Annotated in this window: 16 protein-coding genes; 9 read left to right on the top strand and 7 right to left on the bottom strand. The window is 71.3% G+C overall.

Annotation, left to right across the window (positions count from 1 at the left end; translation table 11 throughout):
- Positions 1-45 precede the first annotated feature (45 nt).
- The 4 genes from ABZX22_RS38815 to ABZX22_RS38800 all read left to right on the top strand — a co-directional run bounded on the left by ABZX22_RS38815 (position 46) and on the right by ABZX22_RS38800 (position 4659).
- On the top strand, positions 46-2046 hold the full coding sequence (locus tag ABZX22_RS38815; protein ID WP_354919987.1) for an adenylate/guanylate cyclase domain-containing protein: 2001 nt from the start codon (positions 46-48) through the stop codon (positions 2044-2046).
- Positions 2043-2705 (top strand): Crp/Fnr family transcriptional regulator, encoded by a 663-nt coding sequence (locus ABZX22_RS38810; protein ID WP_354919984.1) that lies wholly within the window; start codon positions 2043-2045, stop codon positions 2703-2705. The genes ABZX22_RS38815 and ABZX22_RS38810 overlap by 4 nt, the downstream gene beginning before the upstream one ends.
- Before the next feature lie 74 nt (positions 2706-2779).
- A complete protein-coding gene (locus ABZX22_RS38805) occupies positions 2780-4219 on the top strand; it encodes an MFS transporter (protein ID WP_354919982.1) in 1440 nt (479 codons plus the stop codon).
- Between the two features lie 62 nt (positions 4220-4281).
- Positions 4282-4659 (top strand): VOC family protein, encoded by a 378-nt coding sequence (locus tag ABZX22_RS38800; protein WP_354919979.1) that lies wholly within the window; start codon positions 4282-4284, stop codon positions 4657-4659.
- Between the two features lie 16 nt (positions 4660-4675).
- On the opposite strand, the gene ABZX22_RS38795 is transcribed toward ABZX22_RS38800, so the two are convergent.
- Positions 4676-5422, bottom strand: coding sequence for a methylenetetrahydrofolate reductase (locus ABZX22_RS38795; protein WP_354919976.1), 747 nt, complete (start codon positions 5420-5422; stop codon positions 4676-4678).
- A gap of 10 nt (positions 5423-5432) precedes the next feature.
- Positions 5433-6086 carry a TetR family transcriptional regulator gene (locus tag ABZX22_RS38790; protein WP_354920065.1) on the bottom strand — a complete coding sequence of 218 codons (654 nt, stop codon included), beginning with the start codon at positions 6084-6086 and terminating at the stop codon, positions 5433-5435.
- Between the two features lie 72 nt (positions 6087-6158).
- Here ABZX22_RS38790 and ABZX22_RS38785 point away from each other — a divergent pair, with 72 nt between their 5' ends.
- Positions 6159-7505, top strand: a complete 1347-nt coding sequence (locus ABZX22_RS38785) for an MFS transporter (protein ID WP_354919973.1) — start codon at positions 6159-6161, stop codon at positions 7503-7505.
- Here the strand turns inward: ABZX22_RS38785 and ABZX22_RS38780 are convergent.
- On the bottom strand, positions 7475-9349 hold the full coding sequence (locus tag ABZX22_RS38780) for an ABC transporter ATP-binding protein (protein WP_354919971.1): 1875 nt from the start codon (positions 9347-9349) through the stop codon (positions 7475-7477). The genes ABZX22_RS38785 and ABZX22_RS38780 overlap by 31 nt on opposite strands.
- Before the next feature lie 148 nt (positions 9350-9497).
- Complete coding sequence (locus tag ABZX22_RS38775; protein WP_354919968.1) at positions 9498-11543, bottom strand: PhoX family phosphatase; 2046 nt, start codon at positions 11541-11543, stop codon at positions 9498-9500.
- A 112-nt stretch (positions 11544-11655) separates the two neighbouring features.
- Here ABZX22_RS38775 and ABZX22_RS38770 point away from each other — a divergent pair, with 112 nt between their 5' ends.
- Complete coding sequence (locus ABZX22_RS38770; protein ID WP_354919965.1) at positions 11656-12093, top strand: sterol carrier family protein; 438 nt, start codon at positions 11656-11658, stop codon at positions 12091-12093.
- Here ABZX22_RS38770 and ABZX22_RS38765 read toward each other — a convergent pair.
- Positions 12090-14465, bottom strand: a complete 2376-nt coding sequence (locus tag ABZX22_RS38765) for a hypothetical protein (protein WP_354919962.1) — start codon at positions 14463-14465, stop codon at positions 12090-12092. The genes ABZX22_RS38770 and ABZX22_RS38765 overlap by 4 nt on opposite strands.
- Before the next feature lie 530 nt (positions 14466-14995).
- On the opposite strand from ABZX22_RS38765, the gene purF reads away from it, so the two are divergent.
- Together purF and purM are read left to right on the top strand one after the other, a co-directional pair.
- Entirely contained in the window at positions 14996-16435 is a 1440-nt protein-coding gene (gene purF / locus ABZX22_RS38760) for an amidophosphoribosyltransferase (protein ID WP_354919959.1), read from the top strand.
- Positions 16432-17460, top strand: coding sequence for a phosphoribosylformylglycinamidine cyclo-ligase (gene purM / locus ABZX22_RS38755; protein ID WP_354919956.1), 1029 nt, complete (start codon positions 16432-16434; stop codon positions 17458-17460). The genes purF and purM overlap by 4 nt, the downstream gene beginning before the upstream one ends.
- A 415-nt stretch (positions 17461-17875) precedes the next feature.
- Here the strand turns inward: purM and ABZX22_RS38750 are convergent, their stop codons facing one another.
- Positions 17876-18097, bottom strand: coding sequence for a DUF3073 domain-containing protein (locus ABZX22_RS38750; protein ID WP_354919953.1), 222 nt, complete (start codon positions 18095-18097; stop codon positions 17876-17878).
- A 148-nt stretch (positions 18098-18245) separates the two neighbouring features.
- The gene (locus ABZX22_RS38745) at positions 18246-19325 is read right to left on the bottom strand and encodes a Glu/Leu/Phe/Val dehydrogenase dimerization domain-containing protein (protein ID WP_354919950.1); all 1080 of its coding nucleotides are present in this window, start codon (positions 19323-19325) and stop codon (positions 18246-18248) included.
- Positions 19326-19492: 167 nt separating this feature from the next.
- Between ABZX22_RS38745 and ABZX22_RS38740 the strand changes: the two genes are divergently transcribed.
- Entirely contained in the window at positions 19493-20356 is an 864-nt protein-coding gene (locus ABZX22_RS38740; protein WP_354919947.1) for a hypothetical protein, read from the top strand.
- Positions 20357-20434: the final 78 nt, after the last annotated feature.

Here is a 20434-nt window from a genome sequence, read left to right as displayed (position 1 = left end):
TGAATCGACGCCTTGGATTCCTCCCGGGCGTGGGGATAATCGTCCGTGAACACCTACCTGCCGCCCGCCAGCCAGCCCGTCAGAGCGGTGGTGTGGGCGATTCACCTGGTCCTCCCGCTGCTCGGGCTGTGGCTGCTGCTCGCCGACCCGGGCGGCATCAACGTGAGGTGGCAGCACAACCCCAGCCACTTCTGGATGATCCTCGTCGTGGCCGGCATCAACGTGGTGCTGGGCCTGATGATCAGCGAGGCGGCGCGCAGGCGGGAGGACGCGCGGCTGTTCCTGGTGTCGATGGTGTTCCTGAGCAGCGCGGGCTTCTTCTTCCTGCACGGCCTGGCGACGCCGCAGATCATCCTCGCGGCGCCCTCCCTCGGGTTCGACATCGGCCAGCAGGTCGGGCTGACGGTGGCGGCCGTCTTCGCCTTCGCGTCGGCGTTCCCGCTCGGCGAGGGGCAGGCCAGGACGGTACTGGCGGCGCAGGACCTGATCAGGGCGGTCCTGCTGGGGATCATGGTGATGTGGGGCGTGGCCTCACTGGTGCCCGGGCTGACGCCGCTGAGCAGGCCGCCCGCGGAGGCGCCCATCCCGTGGTTCGGCTGGTTCTCGGTGCCCGGCATGGTGCTGTTCGTCGCGGCCGGCGTCATGATGTTCCTCCTGCACCGCAGGCGGCGCTCGGCGATCCTGGTGAGCCTGATGACCGCCTACGCGCTGCTGGCCGAGGCCATGATCGCGGGAATGTCCCAGCTCAACTGGCACCTGTCGTGGTGGGAGTGGCACATCCTGCTGACGCTGGCCTTCGTCTTCGTCGCCTACAGCGCCTACCTGCAGTTCCGGCGCGAGGGGTCGAGCGCCGGCCTGTTCGACTCGGTGGCGCTGTCGGCGACGGTGGTCAGGATCCAGGAGCAGTACGAGCAGGCGCTGGAGGAGCTGGTCGAGCACGTCCGCAAGGGCACCAAGCTGCCTGCCGTACGGCTGGCGGGGCGCTTCCAGCTGACCGAGGGCCAGGCGGCGGTCCTCGACCGCGCCGGAGAGGCGCTGGCCAGCGAGCGCGAGCTGTCCGAGCGCCTCGCGGCGCTCGTCGACGTCGGGACGCAGACGAGGGTACGGCTGGCCGAGTCCGACCTGCTGACCGGCGCCCTGGAGCGGGTACGGCAGGCCTACGGCGACGTCCGCATCGGCCTGGTCGCCGACGGCAAAGTGAGCATCGGCTCGCGCGAGTACGTCTTCGACGGCACCGCACCCATCAGGCGCGAGGGCCTGGTCGTCTATCCGCTGACCGTGAAGGGGCACCTGGCGGGCGCGTTGGAGGTGCCGCTCGGCCGTACCGCGCAGGACGAGGCCCTGGCCGCGACCCTGGCCAGCCAGCTGTCGATCTCGCTGGAGAACGCCCGTCTGTACGCCGAGCTCGACACGCTGTTCCGGCAGTACATGTCGCCCGACGTCGCCAACCGCCTGCTGGCCGACCCCGGGCAGGCCGCGCTCGGCGGCGAGCTGCGCGAGCTGACGGCGCTGTTCGCCGACCTCAAGGGGTTCACCACGTTCTCCGAGCGGGTCACGCCCGGGGAGATCGTCGAGATGCTGAACCGCTATCACACCGCGGCCGTGCCCTGCGTCCTCGGCAACGGCGGCACGATCGTGCAGTTCGTGGGCGACGCGCTGCTCGCGCTCTTCAACGCGCCCGCCACCCAGGAGGACCACGCGCTGGCCGCGTGCCGGGCCGCCCTGGCCATGCAGGAGGCGGCCAGGCGGGTCGCCGCCGACGGCTGGCCGACCTTCAGGGTCGGCATCAACACCGGCATGGCGCTGGTCGGCAACATCGGCAGCCCGGAGCTGCGGGGCTTCAACGCCATGGGCGACGCGGTGAACGTCGCGGCCAGGCTGGAGGCCATGGCGGAGCCCGGCACGGTGGTGATCGGCGCCACGACTCTGGCCCAGCTCGGCGCCGGCGTGACGGCCACACCTCTCGGGGCGCTGCGGTTGAAGGGGAAGGAACAGGAGGTGGAGGCCTACGTGCTGGCGGCCCTGCCCCGCATAATCGGGTCATGACCGCAGAGGCCGGAGAGTTCCTGTCCATGCTGACCCCTGACGAGACCGAGGCCCTGAAGGCCGCCGGTCGCCCCAGACGCTGGGAGCGGGGCGAGGTGCTGATGACGGAGGGAGACACCTCCGACTGGGTGCTGCTGCTGCTCGAAGGGCGGGTCAAGGTGTCCTCCCACACCAGCGGCGGGACGGAGGTCGTGCTGGCGGTGCGCGGGCCCGGCGGGCTGATCGGCGACATGTCGGCCATCGACGGCTCGCCCCGCTCGGCGACCGTCACGGCGCTGGAGCCGGTGGCGGGGGTGGTGGTCCGCGACTTCGCCGGGTTCCTGCGGGCGCACGGGCGGGTGGCGGTGCTGCTGATGCAGCTGGTCACCGGGCGGCTGAGAGACGCGGACCGCAAGCGGGTCGAGTACGGCGCGTTCGACACGACGGGGCGGGTGGCGACACGGCTGGTGGAGCTGGCCGAACGGTACGGCGAGCAGACGAGCACCGGGCTGCGGGTCGCGCTGCCGCTGTCGCAGGACGAGCTCGCGGGGTGGACGGGCGCGTCCAGGGAGGCGGTCAGCAAGGCGCTGCGGACGTTGCGCGACCGGGGCCTGATCGAGACGGGGCGGCGCCGGGTGGTGATCCACGACCTGGAGGGCCTGCGCAAACGCGCCCGCTGACGGCATCGCTTCTCGCGCGCGGCTCGGGGGGTGGCGGGATCAAGCGGACGTACGTCGTACGTCATAGTGGGAGCATGGTCGCCGTCTCCCCCGACTACACCAGCCGACTCCGTTACGCCTGGCGTGTCTGCTCGGTGACCAGCCTCGGCCTGGTGCTGATCGGGATCGCCGGCAGCACGCTCAACGTCGCCCTCCCGGCCGTCGTCCGCCACTTCCACGCCACCCCCTTCGAGTCGGGCTGGATCCTGCTCTCCTTCCTCCTGGTCAACACCGCCAGCCTGGTCTTCTTCGGCAGGATCGCCGACCTGCTCGGCCGCAGGGAGGTCTACCTGGCCGGGTTCGCGCTGTTCACGGTCGGCTCGCTGCTGGCGGGCCTCGCGCCCGGCGTCTGGTTCCTGGTCGCGATGCGGGTGTTACAGGCGATCGGCTCGGCGATGATCCTGGCCAACGGAACAGTGATCATCACGGCCGCCTTCCCGCCGGACCGCCTCAGCCAGGGCATGGGCGTCTACATCGGCACGCTGTCCATCGCGCAGCTCGCAGGGCCGACCGTCGGCGGCCTGATCGCCGAGGCGGCCGGCTGGCAGTGGATCTTCTGGGTCAACGTCCCCGCGGGGGTGATCGCGCTGGTGTGGGGGGCGCTCACGCTGCGCGGGATGCCGCGGGGGCCGCGCGAGCCCGTGGACGCGCTCGGCAACCTGCTCATCTTCGCCACGCTGACCGCGCTCCTCCTGGCGCTGTCCGAGATCGGCAACGGCGGTCCTGTCGTGGTCGTGGGCGCGGTGGTGGCCGCGGTGCTGGCACCGCTCGTCCTCCTGGTCGAACGGTGGGCCGCGCATCCGGTGCTCGACCTGCGGCTGTTCGGCGGCCGGATGCTGGCGTGGGCGAACCTGGCCTCCTTCTGCAACGCGCTGGCCAGGGCGGCGCTGATCCTCCTGGTGGCGCTGCACTTCCAGGCGGCCCGCGGCGTCGACGCGTTCACCGCCGGTCTGACCGTGCTGCCGGTTCCCGTCGGGATGGCGCTCGCCTCCCCCGTCGCGGGCGCGCTGGGGCGGCGCGTCTCGCCGTACGCGCTGTCGATCGGGGGGTCGCTGTTCAGCGCGGCCGGCCTGGCGGTCCTGATGGCGACGGCCCGGCCCGGCACGCCGTACTGGATCATCGGGGTGGGGCTCTTCCTGGCCGGATGCGGCAGCGGCACGTTCCTGACCGGGAACACCACGCAGGTGATGAGCGCCCTGCCGGCGGGGAGCCTGGGCGTGGTGAACGGCTTCCGGCTCATGGTGATGAATGTCGGGATCGTGCTCAGCGTGGGCCTGTCGCTGAGCGTGCTGACCAGCGCGGTCGCTCCGTCGTTGCGCGCGCAGGTCTACGCGGGCACGCTGTCGCGGCTGTCGCCGGTGGCGGTGGAGCAGTTGATGGCCGGATTCCGGCTGACGTACGGCGTGCTGTTCGGGGTGGCGCTGGCGGGCGCCGTGTTCGCGGCACTGGCCCGCGGCCCCCGCGCCCTACGATGAACGGCGGCGAAGATCGTGCGACGACGGGATCGCCGACGCGCGGCACACGGGAAGAAGGGCTGATGACGCACCACAGCAGGTTGCACCTGGCCGTGATCGACGTGCCTGGGGACGAGCACGACGAGGCGCTGGCGTTCTGGCGAGGCGCGACGGGGCACGAGCTGCCCCGCATTGCCCAGCATCCCGAGTTTCACGGCGGCATGCTGCCCGGCCAGGAGTTCGGGCTCCTGGTGCAGCGGCTGGACGACGGGGAGCCCCGCGTGCACCTCGACGTCCACACCGACGACCTGGAGGCCGAGGTCTCGCGGCTGGAGGGGTTGGGGGCGACCCGCGTCCGGCAGGCCCCCAACTGGCGGGTGATGCGGGATCCGGCGGGCCTGCCGTTCTGCGTGGTCAAGGATCCCGGGATCAACGCCGGCAACGCCCGCCGGTGGGACTGAGCGCCCGACCGGCCGCTCAGAGGGCGTCGTGGAGGCGGGACTCGACGTCGCGGTAGCGGGTGACCGGGATGAGGTGCACGCCGTCGAAGGCGCCGGAGTCACGGATCCTGAGGACGTGCTCGCAGGCCGCCTCCACGCCCGCCATCCGGTCGTCGCCCAGGCGCTCCACCAGCTCCTCGGGGATGTCGATGTCGGGAATGGCCGCGGCGAGCCGCTGGGCGTGGGACTGGCTGGCCAGCACCATCACCCCGGCGTAGACGGGCACGTCGACGGGGTTGGCCTCGCGCCACCTGAGCAGCGCGTCGAGCGAGAAGCTGACCTGGACGAAGAGGAAGTCGGCCGCGCGCTTCCACGCGGGCAGCGGCCGCAGCCCCGCCGCCGCGCCGACGCGGAACGCCGGCGAGAACTCCCTGGCCTCCTCGATCATCGAGCGGACCGTCAGGTCGCTGGTCCTGTTGCCGCTCGTGGGCTTGTCGCCGAAGACGAACAGGAAGTGATCGACCCCGTAGGCGGCCGCGGTCAGCAGGTCGCGGCGCAGGCCGAGCAGGTTGCGGTCGCGCGAGTTGAGGCAGGCGATGCTGCGCCCGCCCATGGCCTGGACCTCGTGCGCGACGGCGACGCTGGAGACCGTCGCCCTGCCGATGTGGTTGTCGGGGATGAGGAAGGAATGGGCGAGCTTGCCCAGGGTGCCGATCTGGTGCCGGACATGCGTGAGGTCGGGCTTGGTAGGCGGTTCGATCTCGCAGACCAGCTGGAAAGTCATGCCCGGCAGCCTATCGGCGGGCGGCCAGCGCGACGACGCCGCCGAGCACGAGATCGACGCCGAAGCTGTCGTAGAACTCCTCGCTGACGCCCTCGACCATGGGCCGCGCCATCGCCACCAGGTTCGGGTAGGTGTCGGCGGGCAGCGACTGCAGGCCCAGCCGCTTGACCCTGAGCAGCTCGGTGACCTCCTCCGGCGTACGGCCGGGCCGGAAGTGGACGGGCGCGTCGGCGATGGAGATGGCGCTCTGCAGCAGGTACTTGGTGATCAGGCAGCTCTCTTCCTGGCTGAACCCGGCCGAGCAGGCCAGGCCGAGCGCCCGGTCCCAGACGGTGAGGAAGCTGGGCACGGTGGTCTGGTCGATCTGCTCGAGCACGTTCTTGGCGCAGGGATAGCGGCGCAGCGTCCTGATCAGTCCGAGGACGAGGTCGCGTAGCTCCTGGTGCCACGGGCGGTCGCCGGCGTCCTTGGGGGTGAACCCGGCGATCAGGTGATCGGCCATGCCGATCAACAGCTGCTCCTTGTTCTTGAAGTGCCAGTACAGCGCCATCGGCGTGACCCCGAGGTCGGTGGCGAGCCGCCGGATGGTCACCGCGTCGAGCCCCTCGGCGTCGCCGATCTCCAACGCCTTCTCGACGATCGCCTCAGCGGTCAGTTTTCCCATCACGGTTGACAACTATACGCCGTACAAGTTCAACTGTACGGCGTACAAGTACGGCGTATAGGAGGCAATGCGATGAGATGGTGGGCGCTGGCCGCGGTGACCCTCGGCACGTTCATGACGTATCTGGACAACAACATCGTCAACGTGGCCCTCCCGACGATCCAGCGGGAACTGGGGTTGACGCTGTCCGGCCTGGAGTGGGTGGCGACCGGGTACATGCTGGTGTTCGCCGGGCTCATGCTGGTCGGCGGACGGCTGGCCGACGTGCTCGGCAGGCGGACGACGTTCCTGAGCGGGCTCGCCGTCTTCACGCTCGCGTCGCTGGGCGCGGGACTGGCCGCCGACGGCAGCACGCTGATCGCCGCGCGGGCCGTCCAGGGCGTCGGCGCGGCCCTGCTCACCCCGACCGCGCTAGCGCTCATCTCCGCCACCTTCCGCGACCCACGCGAGCGCGGGACCGCGGTCGGCATCTGGACCGCGTCAGGCGCGCTGTCGATGGCGCTCGGACCCGCGACGGGCGGCTTCATCAGCGAGCACCTGCACTGGGGCTGGATCTACCTGATCAACGTGCCGGTCGGCGTGGGCACGCTAGCGCTGGCCGTGTGGGCCATCAGGCCCGACGCCGAGCGCGTGCGCCGCGCGCTCGACCTGCCCGGCCTGGCCACCTCCGCGGTCACGCTCTTCGCCCTGACATACGCGCTCATCGAGGGATGGACGCTTCCGCTCGCCGCCGTCACGGTGCTCTCCGCCGTCGCGTTCGTGGTCGTCGAGAGCAGGTCGGCCGAGCCGATGATCGACCTGAGCCTCTTCAGGAACCGGGTCTTCACCGGCGGGACGCTCGCGATGGGCCTGTGGTCGTTCGGGGTGTTCGGCATCTACTTCTTCAGCGCCCTGTGGCTGCAGAACTCTCTGGGCTTCTCCCCCGTCGAGGCCGGCGCCGCGTTCGTCCCGATGGCCCTGCTCATGGCGGCCGTCGCGATCCAGGCGCAGCGGCTGGCCCGCCTCCTCGGCAACGGCCGCACGGTCGCCCTCGGCCTGGCGCTCATGGCGACGGCCGTGCTCGGCATCTCGTTCGTCGGCGCGGGCGGCGGCTACCTCGACGTCCTGCCCTGGTTCCTCCTGTACGGCCTGGGCGGCGGCATGCTGGTCCCGCTGACCACGATGATCCTCGGCGCCCTCCCCCAGGACAGAGCGGGCGTGGCCGCCGGCGTCCTGAACGTCTCCCGCGAGGTGTTCGGCCTGCTGGGCATCACCGTCCTGGGCGCCATCCTCAACGCCAGGCAGGTCGCCACCGGCTTCCTCCCCGCCTACCAGTCCACCCTCGTGATCGCCGCGGTCATCGTGGCCGTGGGCATCCCCGTCAGCCTCTACTCGCTGCGCCGTACGGCTCAGGCGGCGATGGCGGGCGCCTCGAACTGAGTCCTGTGGAGCTCGGCGTACCTGCCTCCGGCGGCCAGCAGGGTGGCGTGCGTCCCGCGCTCCACCACGCGGCCCTCCTCGACGACCAGGATGAGGTCGGCCGCGCGGACCGTGGACAGCCGGTGCGCGATGACGATCGCGGTCCTGCCGTCCAGCGCCTCGCCGAGGGCTTCCTGCACCGCCGCCTCGGACGTCGAGTCCAGGTGCGCGGTCGCCTCGTCGAGGATGACCACCCTGGGGCGGGCCAGCAGCAGGCGGGCGATCGTGAGGCGCTGCCGTTCACCGCCCGACAGCCGGTAGCCGCGCTCGCCCACCACCGTGTCCAGCCCGTCGGGCAGCGACTCGATGAGGCCGGCGAGCCGCGCCCTGCGCAGCGCGTCCCAGATCTCGTCCTCGGCGGCCTCGGGGCGGGCCAGCAGCAGGTTCGCCCTGATCGTGTCGTGGAAGAGATGGCCGTCCTGGGTGACCATGCCGAGGGTGTCCCTGATGGAGTCGGCCGTCAGGTCGCGCACGTCCACCCCGCCCAGCTTCACCGCCCCCTCGTCCACGTCGTAGAGCCGCGGCAGCAGCTGGGCGATCGTGGACTTGCCCGCCCCCGACGAGCCGACGAGGGCGACCATCTGGCCGGGCTCGGCGCGGAAGGAGACGTCGTGCAGCACCTCGACGCCGCCGCGCGAGTCGAGGGTGGCGACCTCCTCGAGGGAGGCCAGCGACACCTTGTCGGCCGAGGGGTAGGCGAAGCGCACGCCGTCGAACTCCACCGACACCGGGCCGTCGGGCACCGCGCGGGCGCCGGGCTTCTCCTTGATGAGCGGTTCCAGGTCGAGCACCTCGAAGACGCGCTCGAAGCTGACCAGCGCGCTCATGACGTCGACCCTGGCGCTGGCCAGCGCGGTCAGCGGGGAGTAGAGCCTGGTCAGCAGCAGGGCCAGGGCGACCACCGAGCCGGGGTCGAGCTGGCCGGCGAGGGCGTAGAAGCCGCCGAGGCCGTACACCAGGGCCAGGGCCAGCGCCGAGACCAGGGTCAGCGCCGTGACGAACAGCGACTGGGTCATGGCGGTGCGAACGCCGATGTCGCGCACCCTGCCGGCCCGGGCGGCGAAGTCCGCCGACTCCTTGGCCGGGCGGCCGAACAGCTTGACCAGCGTCGCGCCCGGAGCGGAGAACCGCTCGGTCATCTGGGTGCCCATGGCGGCGTTGTGGTCGGCGGCCTCGCGGCGCAGCCGGGCGATGCGTCCGCCCATGCGCCGGGCCGGCAGCACGAAGACGGGCAGCAGGAGCAGCGCGAGCAGGGTGATCTGCCAGGAGATGCCGATCATGACGATCAGGGTCAGTACCAGGGTGACGACGTTGCCCGCGACGCTGGAGACGATGTCGGTGAAGGCGCGCTGGGCGCCGATCACGTCGTTGTTGAGGCGGGAGACCAGCGCGCCGGTGCGGGTGCGGGTGAAGAAGGCGATCGGCATGCGCTGGACGTGGTCGAACACGGCGGTGCGCAGGTCGAGGATGAGGCCTTCGCCGATGCCGGCGGACAGGTAGCGGGTGAGCAGTCCGAGGCCCGCCTCGGCCAGCGCCAGCACGGCGATGAGCGCGGCCAGTTCCAGGACCACGTCGAAGGGTTCGGCCTTGACGATGGCGTCGACGACCCGGCCGGCCAGGACGGGGGCCGCGACGGCCAGCGCGGCCATGACGATGCTGAGGAGGAGGAACTGGGCAAGTCGGGCCCGGTGCGGCCGGGCGAAACCACCGATCCTGCGGAGGGTGGCCAGCGAGAAGGGGCGGCGTTCATGCCGGGCGTTCATGGCGCCGTAGAGCTGGTTCCAGGCGGTGACTTCCATGTCCATGGGGACGACGGTAAAAGCTCAAGTTCACTTGAGGTCAAGTCCGCCACACCTGGAAGAGCCGCCGGAGGACGCCTTTCCAGGAAGGTCCGGGGAAGACGCCAACCAGCCCGTGACCCCGGAAGGTCACGGGCTGGCAGATGCCGACCGGCTAGGAGCCGATCTTCTTGCCGTCCACGTGCCACGTCACCGCCACCGCCGGCCGCGGCTGGGCCGCGCCGCCGTCGGGCCAGTGGCTGGCCGGGGCCTCGGGCGAGGCCCCGTCCACCTCGCCCGGGTGCTGCACCGCGACGAACACGCTGCGCTGGTCCTGGGTGACCATCGGCCCGCACGTCTCCGCGCCGACCGGCACGGTCAGGAACTGGCGGACGTAACCGCGCTCCTTGCCCTGCACCGGCATCACGAACAGCCCGTCGTTCTTCTTCAGCGCGTTACCGTCGGTGGAGATCCACAGGTTGCCGTCCCTGTCGAACGCCAGGTTGTCGGGGCAGGAGATCGGCGAGACCTTGGTCTTGTCGAACCCGGCGAAGTAGGTCGCCGGGTCGTTCGGGTCACCGCAGACCAGCGGGAGCGACCAGGCGAAGGTCGTCGACGCGGCGTCGTCGCGGCGCTCCACGATCTCCAGCACGTGCCCGTGCTTGTTGGAGGGACGCGGGTTGGCCTCGTCCACCTGCGCGGCGGTCCGGTTGGAGTTGTTGGTGAGCGCCACGTAGACGGCCTTGTTGACCGGGTTGCGCTCGATGTCCTCGGGCCGGTCCATCTTGGTGGCGCCGACCTTGTCGGCCGCGACGCGGGTGAAGATCAGCACCTCGGCCGCGCTCATGCCGTCCACGAAGCTCTTGTCGCCGCTGACCAGCGGGATCCACTGGCCCGAGCCGTCGAAGACGCCGTCGGAGGGCAGCTTGCCCGAGCCGTCGATCTCCGCGGCGGGGCTGTCGCCGGTGAACTTGGCGACGTAGAGGGTGCCCTCGTCGAGGAGCCTGCGGTTGTGCCGGTCGAAACCGGGGATGTAGCGCTCCTTGGACACGAACTTGTAGATGTACTCGAAGCGCGAGTCGTCACCCATGTAGACCGCCAGGCGGCCGTCCTTGGTCAGGGTGGTGTTGGCGGCCTCGTGCTTGAAACGGCCGAGCGCGGTCCGCTTGATCGGGGTGGAGTCGGGGTCGAACGGGTCGATCTCGACGATCCATCCGAAGCGGTTGGCCTCGTGCGGGTGCTTGGCCAGGTCGAAGCGCTCCTCGACCCGGTCCCACCGGCGACCGCCCGACGCGCTGGTCGGCAGCGTGTACCGGGTCACCTTCGGGTCGTTCTTGTCGCCGTTGACGAAGTACTGGTCGAAGTTCTCCTCGGCGGTCAGCACGGTCCCCCACGGGGTGGTGCCGCCGGCGCAGTTGTTGAGCATGCCGACCGGCGTGGTGCCGTCCTTGTCGGCGGCCGTCTTCAGCAGCTCGTGACCGGCGGCCGGGCCGCTGAAACGCATGGGCGTCTGAGCGGTGACGCGCCGGTTGTAGCGGCGGCGACCGTTGGTGACCAGCTTCCACTGGCCGGTGTTGCCCACCCGCTCGATCTCCACGACGGAGCCGCCGTGCGCGGCCAGCCCGATCTTGATCTGCTCCTCGGTGGCGGCGGCGCCGCCGGTGTAGCCGCGGAACATGAGGTTCTCGTCGGAGTACTCGTGGTTGACCCACAGCAGCGCGCGGTGGCGGCCCATCGGGAACATGGTCACGAAGTCGCAGTTGTAGCCGAACTGCTTGCTCTGCGCCTCAGCCGTCTGGTTGTCGAAGTCGAACGCCGGGGCGTCCGGCAGCACAGGGTCGCCCCAGCGCACCACGACCGACGAGGAGTAGCCGTCGGGGACGGTCAACGCGTCCTCGGTGTTGGGCGCCACCGGGGTGAAGGTCAGCCGACCACGCCCGAACTCGGGGTCACCATGCTGTCCGGCGATCTCGGGGTCGGCGAAGGCCGGTACGGCTCCCGCGCCCACGACCAGCGCGCCGAGAGCGCCCACGCCACCCGCGCGCAGAACGCCACGACGCGACAGAGCCTGCGCGGCAATGTCACCGAAATAGGTGTTGTCACTGATGTTGGCGACTTCGTGTGCGCACGCGTTGCCGCAACGGAATTGGCACGTCAAGGCACTTCGACCGCTCTTGTGCGGGGTCGAGAGCAACGGCAGCAGCCTGCCCGGGTTAGGCACGGGTCCTCCAGATTCATGCGGTCGTTCCGCCGGGACGCTACGGCGAGCGCTGAAACCTGAGGTGAACGACGACCGCCTCTCCGATGAACCCTTCCCGCGAGACAATAAGGGAATGCCGCCCCGCAAGATGGATCAGGACAAGCTCAGATCGGCCCTCGACGCCCAACTGGTCGCGCTCGACGAGCCGCCGTTCGACGGGCCCGCCTCCGCTCTCGCCGACGCGTGTGTCGCGGCCGTCATGACCGCCTACGACAAGGGGCGCAAGCCGGAGCGGGAGGCGGGGCGCTTCGCCGTACGGCACCTGCTCGACCGGCTGGTCGAGAAGGCGCCCGGCCGGACCGTCGAGGTGCGGGTGCCGCCGTACGCGGCCGTGCAGTGCGTGGAGGGCCCCCGGCACACCAGGGGCACCCCGCCGAACGTGGTCGAGACCGACCCGCGCACCTGGCTCGAACTGGCGATCGGCCGCGTCACCTGGTCGGAGGCCATGGCGAGGGGCGCCGTCCTGGCGAGCGGCGCCCGCGCCGACCTGTCCGACCACCTACCGGTCTAGCGGATCCACGGGATCTTGTTCTCCACGCACTGCTCGGCCAGCCGCTGCGGCAGGTTCGCGCACTCGGCGAAGTAGTTGGACACCCACACGGCCGCGCCCACGGCCAGCACCAGCGTGAGCACGCTGAGGCCGATGCCGGTCCACGCCTTGCCCTTGCCGCCGCCCTTGGCGAGGGCGATCACGCCGAGGACGATGCCGACCAGGGCGGTCAGCACGCCGGTGAAGCAGACGAACAGCAGGAACAGGCTCGCGATCCCGAGCACCAGCGAGGCGGTGGCCAGACCGCTGCCCGGCCTGGCGGGACGCCAGTCGCCACCCTGGTACGGCACGGGGCCGCCGGGAGGCGGCGGGTAGACGACTCCCCCTGCTGGGGCGGCGTAGGGCGAGGTCGGCTCGGCGCCTCTCGGTCCCTCTGGGCGGGCGCCCGGCCCGTAGGGGCCGCCCGGCGCGCCGCCATAGGGGCCGCCGGGAGGGGTTCCCGGTCCGTAGGGTCCGCCGCCACCGGGCGCACCGCCGTAGGGTCCACCACCGGGAGTGCCGCCGGGGGTGCCGCCACCCGGAGTGCCGCCGCCGGGGCCGCCGCTCTCGTGCTCGCCGCTTCCCGAGGAGGCACCCGCCGCGCCTGGAGTCCCGGGGCCGCCCGGAGTCCCGGGACCGCCCGGAGCGCCAGGGCCGCCCGGGGTCCCAGGGGTGCCCGGAGTCCCGGGACCGCCTGGCGTGCCGGAGCCTCCCGGCGTGCCCGAGGCGCCCCCGCCGGGAGCCTCGCTGGAGAACGCGCCGGCGACGTAGCCGCCGGCGCCCGCCTTTCCGGCGACCGACGGGCCCCACGGGAAGTCGCGCCCGAACCCGCCGGCCGGGCCGGCGCTCTGCGGTCCGCTCCCCGAACCGAAGGGCCGGGATCCACCACCGGCCGGACCGGCGGACTGCGGCCCGCTGCCACCGGAGCCGAAGGGACGAGGTCCACCACCGGCCGGACCGGCGGACTGCGGTCCACTACCTCCCGAACCGAAGGGACGAGGTCCACCACCGGCGGACTGCGGCCCGCTGCCCCCCGAACCGAAAGGACGCGGTCCACCACCGGCCGGAGACTGCGGTCCGCTCCCGGAACCGAAAGGCCGGGTTCCCCCACCGGCCGGACCGGCGGACTGCGGCCCGCTGCCTCCCGAACCGAAGGGCCGGGAACCGCCGTAGGGGGCCGTCCCCTGCTGGGGGCCGCCATAGTGCCCGCCGCCCGCCGGACCCGCACCGTACGGCGCGCCTTCCTCGCGGGATTCACGGGCTTCGAGGGAATCGCGGGATTCGCGGTACGGCGTGGCGCCCGTGCCACCGGGAGTGCCCGACGGGTACTCCTTCGGCCCCCCCGCGTACGGCGAAGCGCTCGGGAAGGCGGTCGGGGTGGTGTCGTCGTCCGAGACCGGATGCGTGGGCTGGCCGTACGGCGTGGACGGGGTGGGCGGGTCGTAGCGGGACGGGCTGGACGGCAGCGGCACCTCACGCGTCTGCTCCTCGGCCGACCATCCCGGGTAGGAGGGCGTCGCACCCGGCACCTGGTAGGGCTGCTGCGGGCTGGGCTCAGGCCGGCCCCAATCGGTGAACGTCTGCGTGCGGTCGGCGTCCTCGCTGCCCCAGTCGGACGACCACCGGGTGCCGGGGGGCTCGCCCTGGCTCGGCGAGGGAACCTCGGGTGCCTCCGGCAGGTCGGGGTGGCCGGGCCCGGGAGCCGGCGGCGGCTCGGGAGCGTCCGGTTGCGACGGGAACGAGGGCGGCCCCGGCACCACGGGCGGTTCGGGCGCGATCGGCGGCTCGGGGGAGACCGGCCGTCCCGGCTCGACCGGCGGCACGGGCGTGAACGGCGGCTCGGGAGTGACCGGCTCGCCGGGCTCGATGGGCGGCTCCGGAGTGACCGGCTCTCCCGGCTCGGTGGGCTGCTCGGGGCTGACGGGCTCTCCCGGCTCGTCCGGCTGTCGCGGCGTGCCGGGCTCCTCCGCCGCGAACGACCGCCCCGATGCGAACGGCTGCTCCGATGCGAACGGCTGCTCCGGCGTGGCGGGCGGCTCGGAAGCGGGTCGCTCGGGCTCGTAGCGCCCCGACCACTCCTGGCGTCCCTGTTCGGGCTCGGACAGGTCGGGCCATCCGGAATCGTCGGTGTAGCGGCCCCCCGACCACGCCGACTGCTCGGACGGCGTGGGCGTGCCGAAGGGCTCGCGCGTAGCGTGACCACCCCACGCCGACTCCGCGGACGAGGCCCCGGTCGACCAGTCGGCCTCGTCGGACGACCACCGCGAGGCCGTCTCCGCCGAGGTCCACGGGGAGTACCCCTCGCTCGGCTCCCCCTGCCGCGCCGGCTGGTCGGGCGCGGGCCAGACGGGCACGTCGGGATCGCGCTCGTGGGAGGCGCCCCACCCGGCTTCCGCCCCCGGGGAGGCCGGCGGCTCGGGCGCGATCGGCTCTCCGTGCGGCGTCGTGGACGCCTCGTCAGGCCAGGGCGCCGCCTCTGGCGCTGAGGTTGGCTCGGAGGCGCTCGGCTCGGAGCTCGGCTCGGTCGGATCACCCGTGGGCTCGCCCTGCGGGTCCTGCCCCGGCCGAGGGTGATTGGGGTCTCGAGGTGTGGTCACGGTCTACGTCTCCCCCGACGTGTCGGCATGCCGGAACCTCCCCACACTCCCCCGGATTACCCTCACGAAACGGTGCGACACGGCAAAAGAGTGGCGATCCTTGGGTCACAGTGCGCCAAGCGCCCAGGGCAAGACGAGTGCATGCCGCTTTCCTCGGCCAGACGGCCCATCGCAACCTCACCGGCGAGATCATCCGAGAAGGATCCAGCACGGGACGAACCGGCCATCTGATGTGATCAGGGCCCCGGGTGTGCGAGCAGAGTTGTCGCCGACCTAAACTGAACCACGTGCTGAAGGGCGACGGCCGACTGGGCCACGACCTGGACCCCGATGACCGCGCACCGAAGGACGCCTGCGGCGTCTTCGGCGTCTGGGCGCCAGGCGAAGAAGTCTCCAAACTCACCTACTACGGGCTGTACGCGTTGCAGCACCGCGGACAGGAGTCCGCGGGCATCGCGGTCAGCGAAGGCAGCCGCATCCTCGTCTACAAGGACATGGGCCTGGTCGCCCAGGTCTTCGACGAGTCGGTGCTCGGCACGCTCCGCGGGCATATCGCGGTCGGCCACTGCCGCTACTCCACGACCGGTTCGAGCGTGTGGGAGAACGCGCAGCCCACGCTGAGCTCGACCGACGTGGGTGGCCTGGCGCTCGCCCACAACGGCAACCTGATCAACACCCCTGAGCTGGCCGAGCGCCTCGCCCCGGGGGTGACCAGGGCGACCACCGACACCGAGGTCCTGACCAACCTGCTCGCCCAGGACCGCACCCGGTCCATCGAGGACGCCGCCGCCGAGCTGCTTCCGCAGGTCAAGGGCGCCTACTCGCTGGTCTTCATGGACGAGAAGACCCTCTACGCCGCCCGAGACCCGCAGGGCATCCGCCCGCTGGTGCTCGGCCGCCTGGAGCGCGGCTGGGTGGTGGCCTCCGAGACCGCCGCCCTCGACATCGTGGGTGCCACGTTCGTGCGCGAGGTCGAGCCGGGCGAGCTGCTGACGATCGACGAGGGCGGTGTGCGTTCGCGCAGGTTCGCCCTCGCCGAGCCGAAGGGCTGCCTGTTCGAGTACGTCTACCTCGCCCGCCCCGACACCACGATCGCGGGCCGTGGCGTACAGACGACCAGGGTCGAGGTGGGCCGCATCCTGGCCCGCGAGCACCCCGTCGAGGCCGACCTGGTCATCCCGACCCCCGAGTCCGGCACGCCCGCCGCCGTCGGCTACGCCGAGGAGAGCGGCATCCCGTACGGCCAGGGCCTGGTGAAGAACTCCTACGTCGGCCGGACCTTCATCCAGCCGTCGCAGACCATCCGCCAGCTCGGCATCCGCCTGAAGCTCAACCCGCTCAGGGAAGTCGTGGCGGGCAAGCGCCTGGTCGTCGTGGACGACTCGATCGTGCGCGGCAACACGCAGCGGCAGATCGTCCGCATGCTGCGCGAGGCGGGCGCGCGTGAGGTGCACGTGCGCATCTCGTCGCCGCCCGTCGCCTGGCCCTGCTTCTACGGCATCGACTTCGCCACGCGCGCCGAGCTCATCGCGGGCTCGCTCAGCGTCGAGGAGATCCGCCAGTCGCTCGGCGCCGACTCCCTCGGCTACATCTCGCTCGAGGGCCTCACCAAGGCGACCACGATTCCCGCCGAGCGCCTGTGCAGGGCCTGCTTCGACGGCTCGTACCCGATCCCGATCGACCAGGACAACGTCGGCAAGTACGTACTGGAGAGTTCGCCCAAGTGAGCACCTACGAGGCCGCAGGCGTCGACATCGAGGCGGGCGAGCGCGCCGTCGAGCTGATGAAGGACAAGGTCGCGCGCTCGCGGCGGCCGGAGGTGGTGGACGACGCCAGCGGGTTCGCGGGGCTGTTCGACGCCTCCGCGCTGCTGCGCTACCGGCGGCCGCTGCTGGCGACCTCCACCGACGGCGTCGGCACCAAGGTCATGCTGGCCCAGCAGTACGGCAAGCACGACACGATCGGCATCGACCTGGTCGGCATGGTCCTCGACGACCTGGTGGTGTGCGGCGCCGAGCCGCTGTTCATGACCGACTACATCGCCTGCGGCAAGGTGGTGCCTGAGCGCATCGCCGAGATCGTCGGCGGCGTCGCCGAGGGCTGCCGCCTGGCGGGGGCGGCCCTGGTCGGCGGCGAGACGGCCGAGCACCCCGGTGCGATGGGCGCCGGCGAGTACGACCTGGCGGGCGCCGGCACCGGCGTCGTCGAGGCCGACGCGATGCTCGGCGCCGACCGCGTCCGCGCGGGCGACGTGGTGCTGGGCCTGGCCTCGTCCGGCGTCCACTCCAACGGCTATTCGCTGGTACGGCACGTCATCAAGCAGGCGGGACTGTCCCTCGACACCGAGGTGCCGGAGTTCGGCCGCCCGCTCGGCGAGGAACTGCTGGAGCCCACGCGGATCTACGCGCTCGACTGCCTGGAGCTCGCCCGCACGGTCGAGGTGCACGCCTACGCGCACATCACCGGCGGCGGCGTCGAGGGCAACCTGTCGAGGTCGTTGCCCGGGCACCTCGACGCGCTGCTCGACCGCTCGTCGTGGACGGTGCCGGCGGTGTTCGAGGTGCTGGCGCGACACGGCGGCATCGGGCAGCAGGCGATGGACCGCACGTTCAACCTGGGCGTCGGCATGGCGGCGATCGTCCCGGCCGAGGCGGCCGACCCGGCGATCAAGCTGCTGGCGGCGCGCGGGCTTGACGCGTGGGTGCTCGGCGAGGTCGTGGCGGACGGCACCGGCCAGGCGCGCTACCGCTGACCCACGCCGGTCCGCGACGCCCGGCACCTCGGGCGGCGGGCGACGTCGATCACCCCGGCCGGGCTCCTGACCGAAGGAGCCCGGCCGCGGCACGTCGAGGCCCACCGGCCGGCGTCGCCCTGGTCGGAGGTGGGGCCGCTGCGGTCTCCCGGCGGGTCCTGGGGGCCACCTGGCCGGAAGGAGCGAAGCCGGTCACCCGAGAAAAGCGGCCCTGACCACGCCGACCGGGCACACGGGACGACAAGCCGAGCCCCCAGGCGGGGCGGCAAGCCAGGCGGGGCGGCAAGCCGGGAGGAGCGCGGTCGGCGGGCTGGCGCTACGGCGTCCAGCGCTCAAGGGGTCCCGGGTACTAGCGGAAACGCGGAAGTGCCCCACGGGCGGTTCGCCCGTGGGGCCCATCCTGACAACAGGTCAGCTATCGACGCCCGGACGGCCGGTCGTCGTCTTCGTCGCCGTAGTCGTCGGCGTAATCGGCATAGCGATCCGCCAGCTCATCGTTGAGGTCGTCGGCGTCATTGTGGTTGGAGTCAGAGACTCCGAGCTCGTTGCGAAGACGCTCAAGATCCGTGCCACCGCTGTTGTACTTCAGCTGGCGAGCAACCTTGACCTGCTTGGCCTTTGCTCGGCCGCGCCCCATTGGCTCGACCCCCTCGTGTGGGGTCGTCCCCGACCCCTCGTCGCTAACGCACCACATACTGACGCCGTGACTCGGGCGCCAGTCTCTCGTTCGCCTATTACCGTACCTGTTTTGCGCTCAGCTCGGTACGTCGTATGGTCGCGGGACGTCAGCCGCCCAACCAGATGGCTCGAATTCGCCCGACTTCCGACATTCTGCGCTCAGCCAGCCTATCCGCTGCCACAGCCGGTGGCACGCCTTCCTCAGCGGCGATCCCGAAAATCTTGAGCGTGGTGTCGAAGATCTGGCTCGCCTTGGCCCGTGCCCGCTCCATGTCGAAGCCCTGGATCTCGTCGGCGACCTGGATGACGCCACCGGAGTTGACCACGTAGTCGGGGGCGTAGAGGATCCCGCGGTCGGCGAGCTGCTTCTCCACTCCCGCGTGGGCGAGCTGGTTGTTCGCGCCACCGCACACGATCTTCGCCCGGAGGCCGGCGACCGTGGGGTCGTCGAGGGCCCCGCCGAGCGCGCAGGGGGCGTAGACGTCGATGTCGGCGGCGGTCAGCTCGGCGGCTGAGGCGACGGCCTCGACCGAGGGGTGGCGCTGCCGTACGCGCTCGACGGCGGCGGCGTTGACGTCGCAGACGACGACCTCGGCGCCGTCCTCGACGAGGTGCTCGACGAGGCGGTGGCCCACCTTGCCGACGCCCTCGACGCCGACCCGCTTGCCGCGCAGCGACGCCGTACCCCAGAGGAAGGAGGCGGAGGCGCGCATGCCCTGGAAGACACCGAACGCGGTGAGGATGGAGGAATCGCCCGCGCCGCCGTTGGCGACCGTGCGACCGGTGACGAAGCGGCTCTCGCGGGCCACGAGGTCCATGTCCTCGCTGAAAGTGCCCACGTCGCAGGCGGTGTAGTAGCGGCCGTTCAGCGACTGGACGAAACGGCCGTAGGCGCGCAGCAGCGCCTCGCTCTTCATCGTGGCGGGGTCGCCGATGATGACGGCCTTGCCGCCGCCGAGGTCGAGCCCGGCCAGCGCGTTCTTGTAGGCCATGCCCTTGGAGAGGTTGAGCACGTCGGCCAGCGCGGCCTGCTCGCTCTCGTACGGGTAGAACCTGGTGCCCCCGAGTGCGGGGCCGAGCGCGGTGTTGTAGATGGCGATGATGGCACGCAGCCCGCTCTGCTCGTCGGCGCAGAAGACGACCTGCTCATGCGTGTCCTTGTGGGACACCCCGAAGACGTCGGTCACGGTAGTGACTCCCTGTCCGGTCCGCCGCCCCTTCGCGGCGGAGATCCTCTCAGGGTAGAGGTCGTGGAGGTATGTCGTCGCCTCAGGAGTGAGGCAAGTGGGCAGGTCGCGAAGGTCGGTGCGACCACAACGGTGCAAGCGGGTTGTCTTCGTGACACGATGCCACCGTGCTGCCCTATGCCGCTTACCTTCGTGTCTACGAGCCGCTGACCGCGTTTCCGGAGCCGGACCGCGCCGCCTGGGCCGAGTACGCGGACTCACGCGTCCGTCCGCGCAGGGCCACCGCGCTCGAGGCCGAGCACGGCGAGTCCATCCGACGGCTGCTCGCCAAGCCTCCCCATCCCGCTCCGGCCCAGGAGAGCCCCAACGCCTATCTCCGGCGTGTCGAGGACCGTCTCTATGTCTGCCCATGGCAGAGCCGGTTGCGCTCGTGGCTGGCGTTCTCAGAGTTTCGCGGGAGCGCTCCGGTGAAACTGCTCGACAACTTCGTGCCGCAGACGATCGCCGAGCAGACGGCCGACGACTTCGACAGGTACAAGCGTCAGGGCGGCTCGGCCGCGCTGCGCACCCACATCAGGACGACGAAGTGGAACGTGCCGCCCGCCTGGTTCGTGCCGTTCGACGGCAACGAGCGGTGGCTGGTGCTGGGCAAGCCGGCCAACGGCCAGGACACGACCACGACCACGGGGCGTAACCTCATCTACGTCACCTCCATGGCGCAGGCCAGGCGGCGCTCGGCCCGCGCGCTGCAGGTCATCCGCAGGCACGTGGGCGAGGTGGCCACCGGCATCGAGGTCGAGGAGATCGCCAGGTGGCTGGAGGAGTTCCATCCCCACTCGCTGGTCGAGCTCGACTACGGCGGCCTGGTCCACCTCATGGACGACGATGCGTTGCAGGCCGACCAGTCGGTGGCCGAGCTGTCGGCGGCGCTCACGGGTCTGGACACGGGTCAAGAAGAACTTGCCTTTGCCATGTATCAACGCGTGATCTTGCGGTGGAAGCAAATGCAACTTCTGGAATCTGCCAACTGAACCCCAAAACAACGGTCTGACCTGCATGAGTAGGTCACGTGTCGCGGCTGCTGGCTTCTGCGAACTGAGTAGTTTGCC

This window comes from Nonomuraea sp. NPDC003804 (assembly GCF_040610675.1).
In the GTDB taxonomy this organism is placed as follows: Bacteria; Actinomycetota; Actinomycetes; order Streptosporangiales; family Streptosporangiaceae; genus Nonomuraea.
Note: the sequence above shows the minus strand (reverse complement) of the source record. Positions and strands in the feature narration are given on the sequence as shown.

Coding starts and splice junctions, on each gene's coding strand:
- ABZX22_RS38795 (WP_354919976.1), bottom strand. CDS start 5,422: ATGACTTTCCAGCTGGTCTGCGAGATCGAACCGCCTACCAAGCCCGAC.
- ABZX22_RS38770 (WP_354919965.1), top strand. CDS start 11,656: ATGCCGCCCCGCAAGATGGATCAGGACAAGCTCAGATCGGCCCTCGAC.
- ABZX22_RS38785 (WP_354919973.1), top strand. CDS start 6,159: ATGAGATGGTGGGCGCTGGCCGCGGTGACCCTCGGCACGTTCATGACG.
- ABZX22_RS38810 (WP_354919984.1), top strand. CDS start 2,043: ATGACCGCAGAGGCCGGAGAGTTCCTGTCCATGCTGACCCCTGACGAG.
- ABZX22_RS38805 (WP_354919982.1), top strand. CDS start 2,780: ATGGTCGCCGTCTCCCCCGACTACACCAGCCGACTCCGTTACGCCTGG.
- ABZX22_RS38750 (WP_354919953.1), bottom strand. CDS start 18,097: ATGGGGCGCGGCCGAGCAAAGGCCAAGCAGGTCAAGGTTGCTCGCCAG.
- ABZX22_RS38800 (WP_354919979.1), top strand. CDS start 4,282: ATGACGCACCACAGCAGGTTGCACCTGGCCGTGATCGACGTGCCTGGG.
- ABZX22_RS38790 (WP_354920065.1), bottom strand. CDS start 6,086: ATGGGAAAACTGACCGCTGAGGCGATCGTCGAGAAGGCGTTGGAGATC.
- ABZX22_RS38780 (WP_354919971.1), bottom strand. CDS start 9,349: ATGGACATGGAAGTCACCGCCTGGAACCAGCTCTACGGCGCCATGAAC.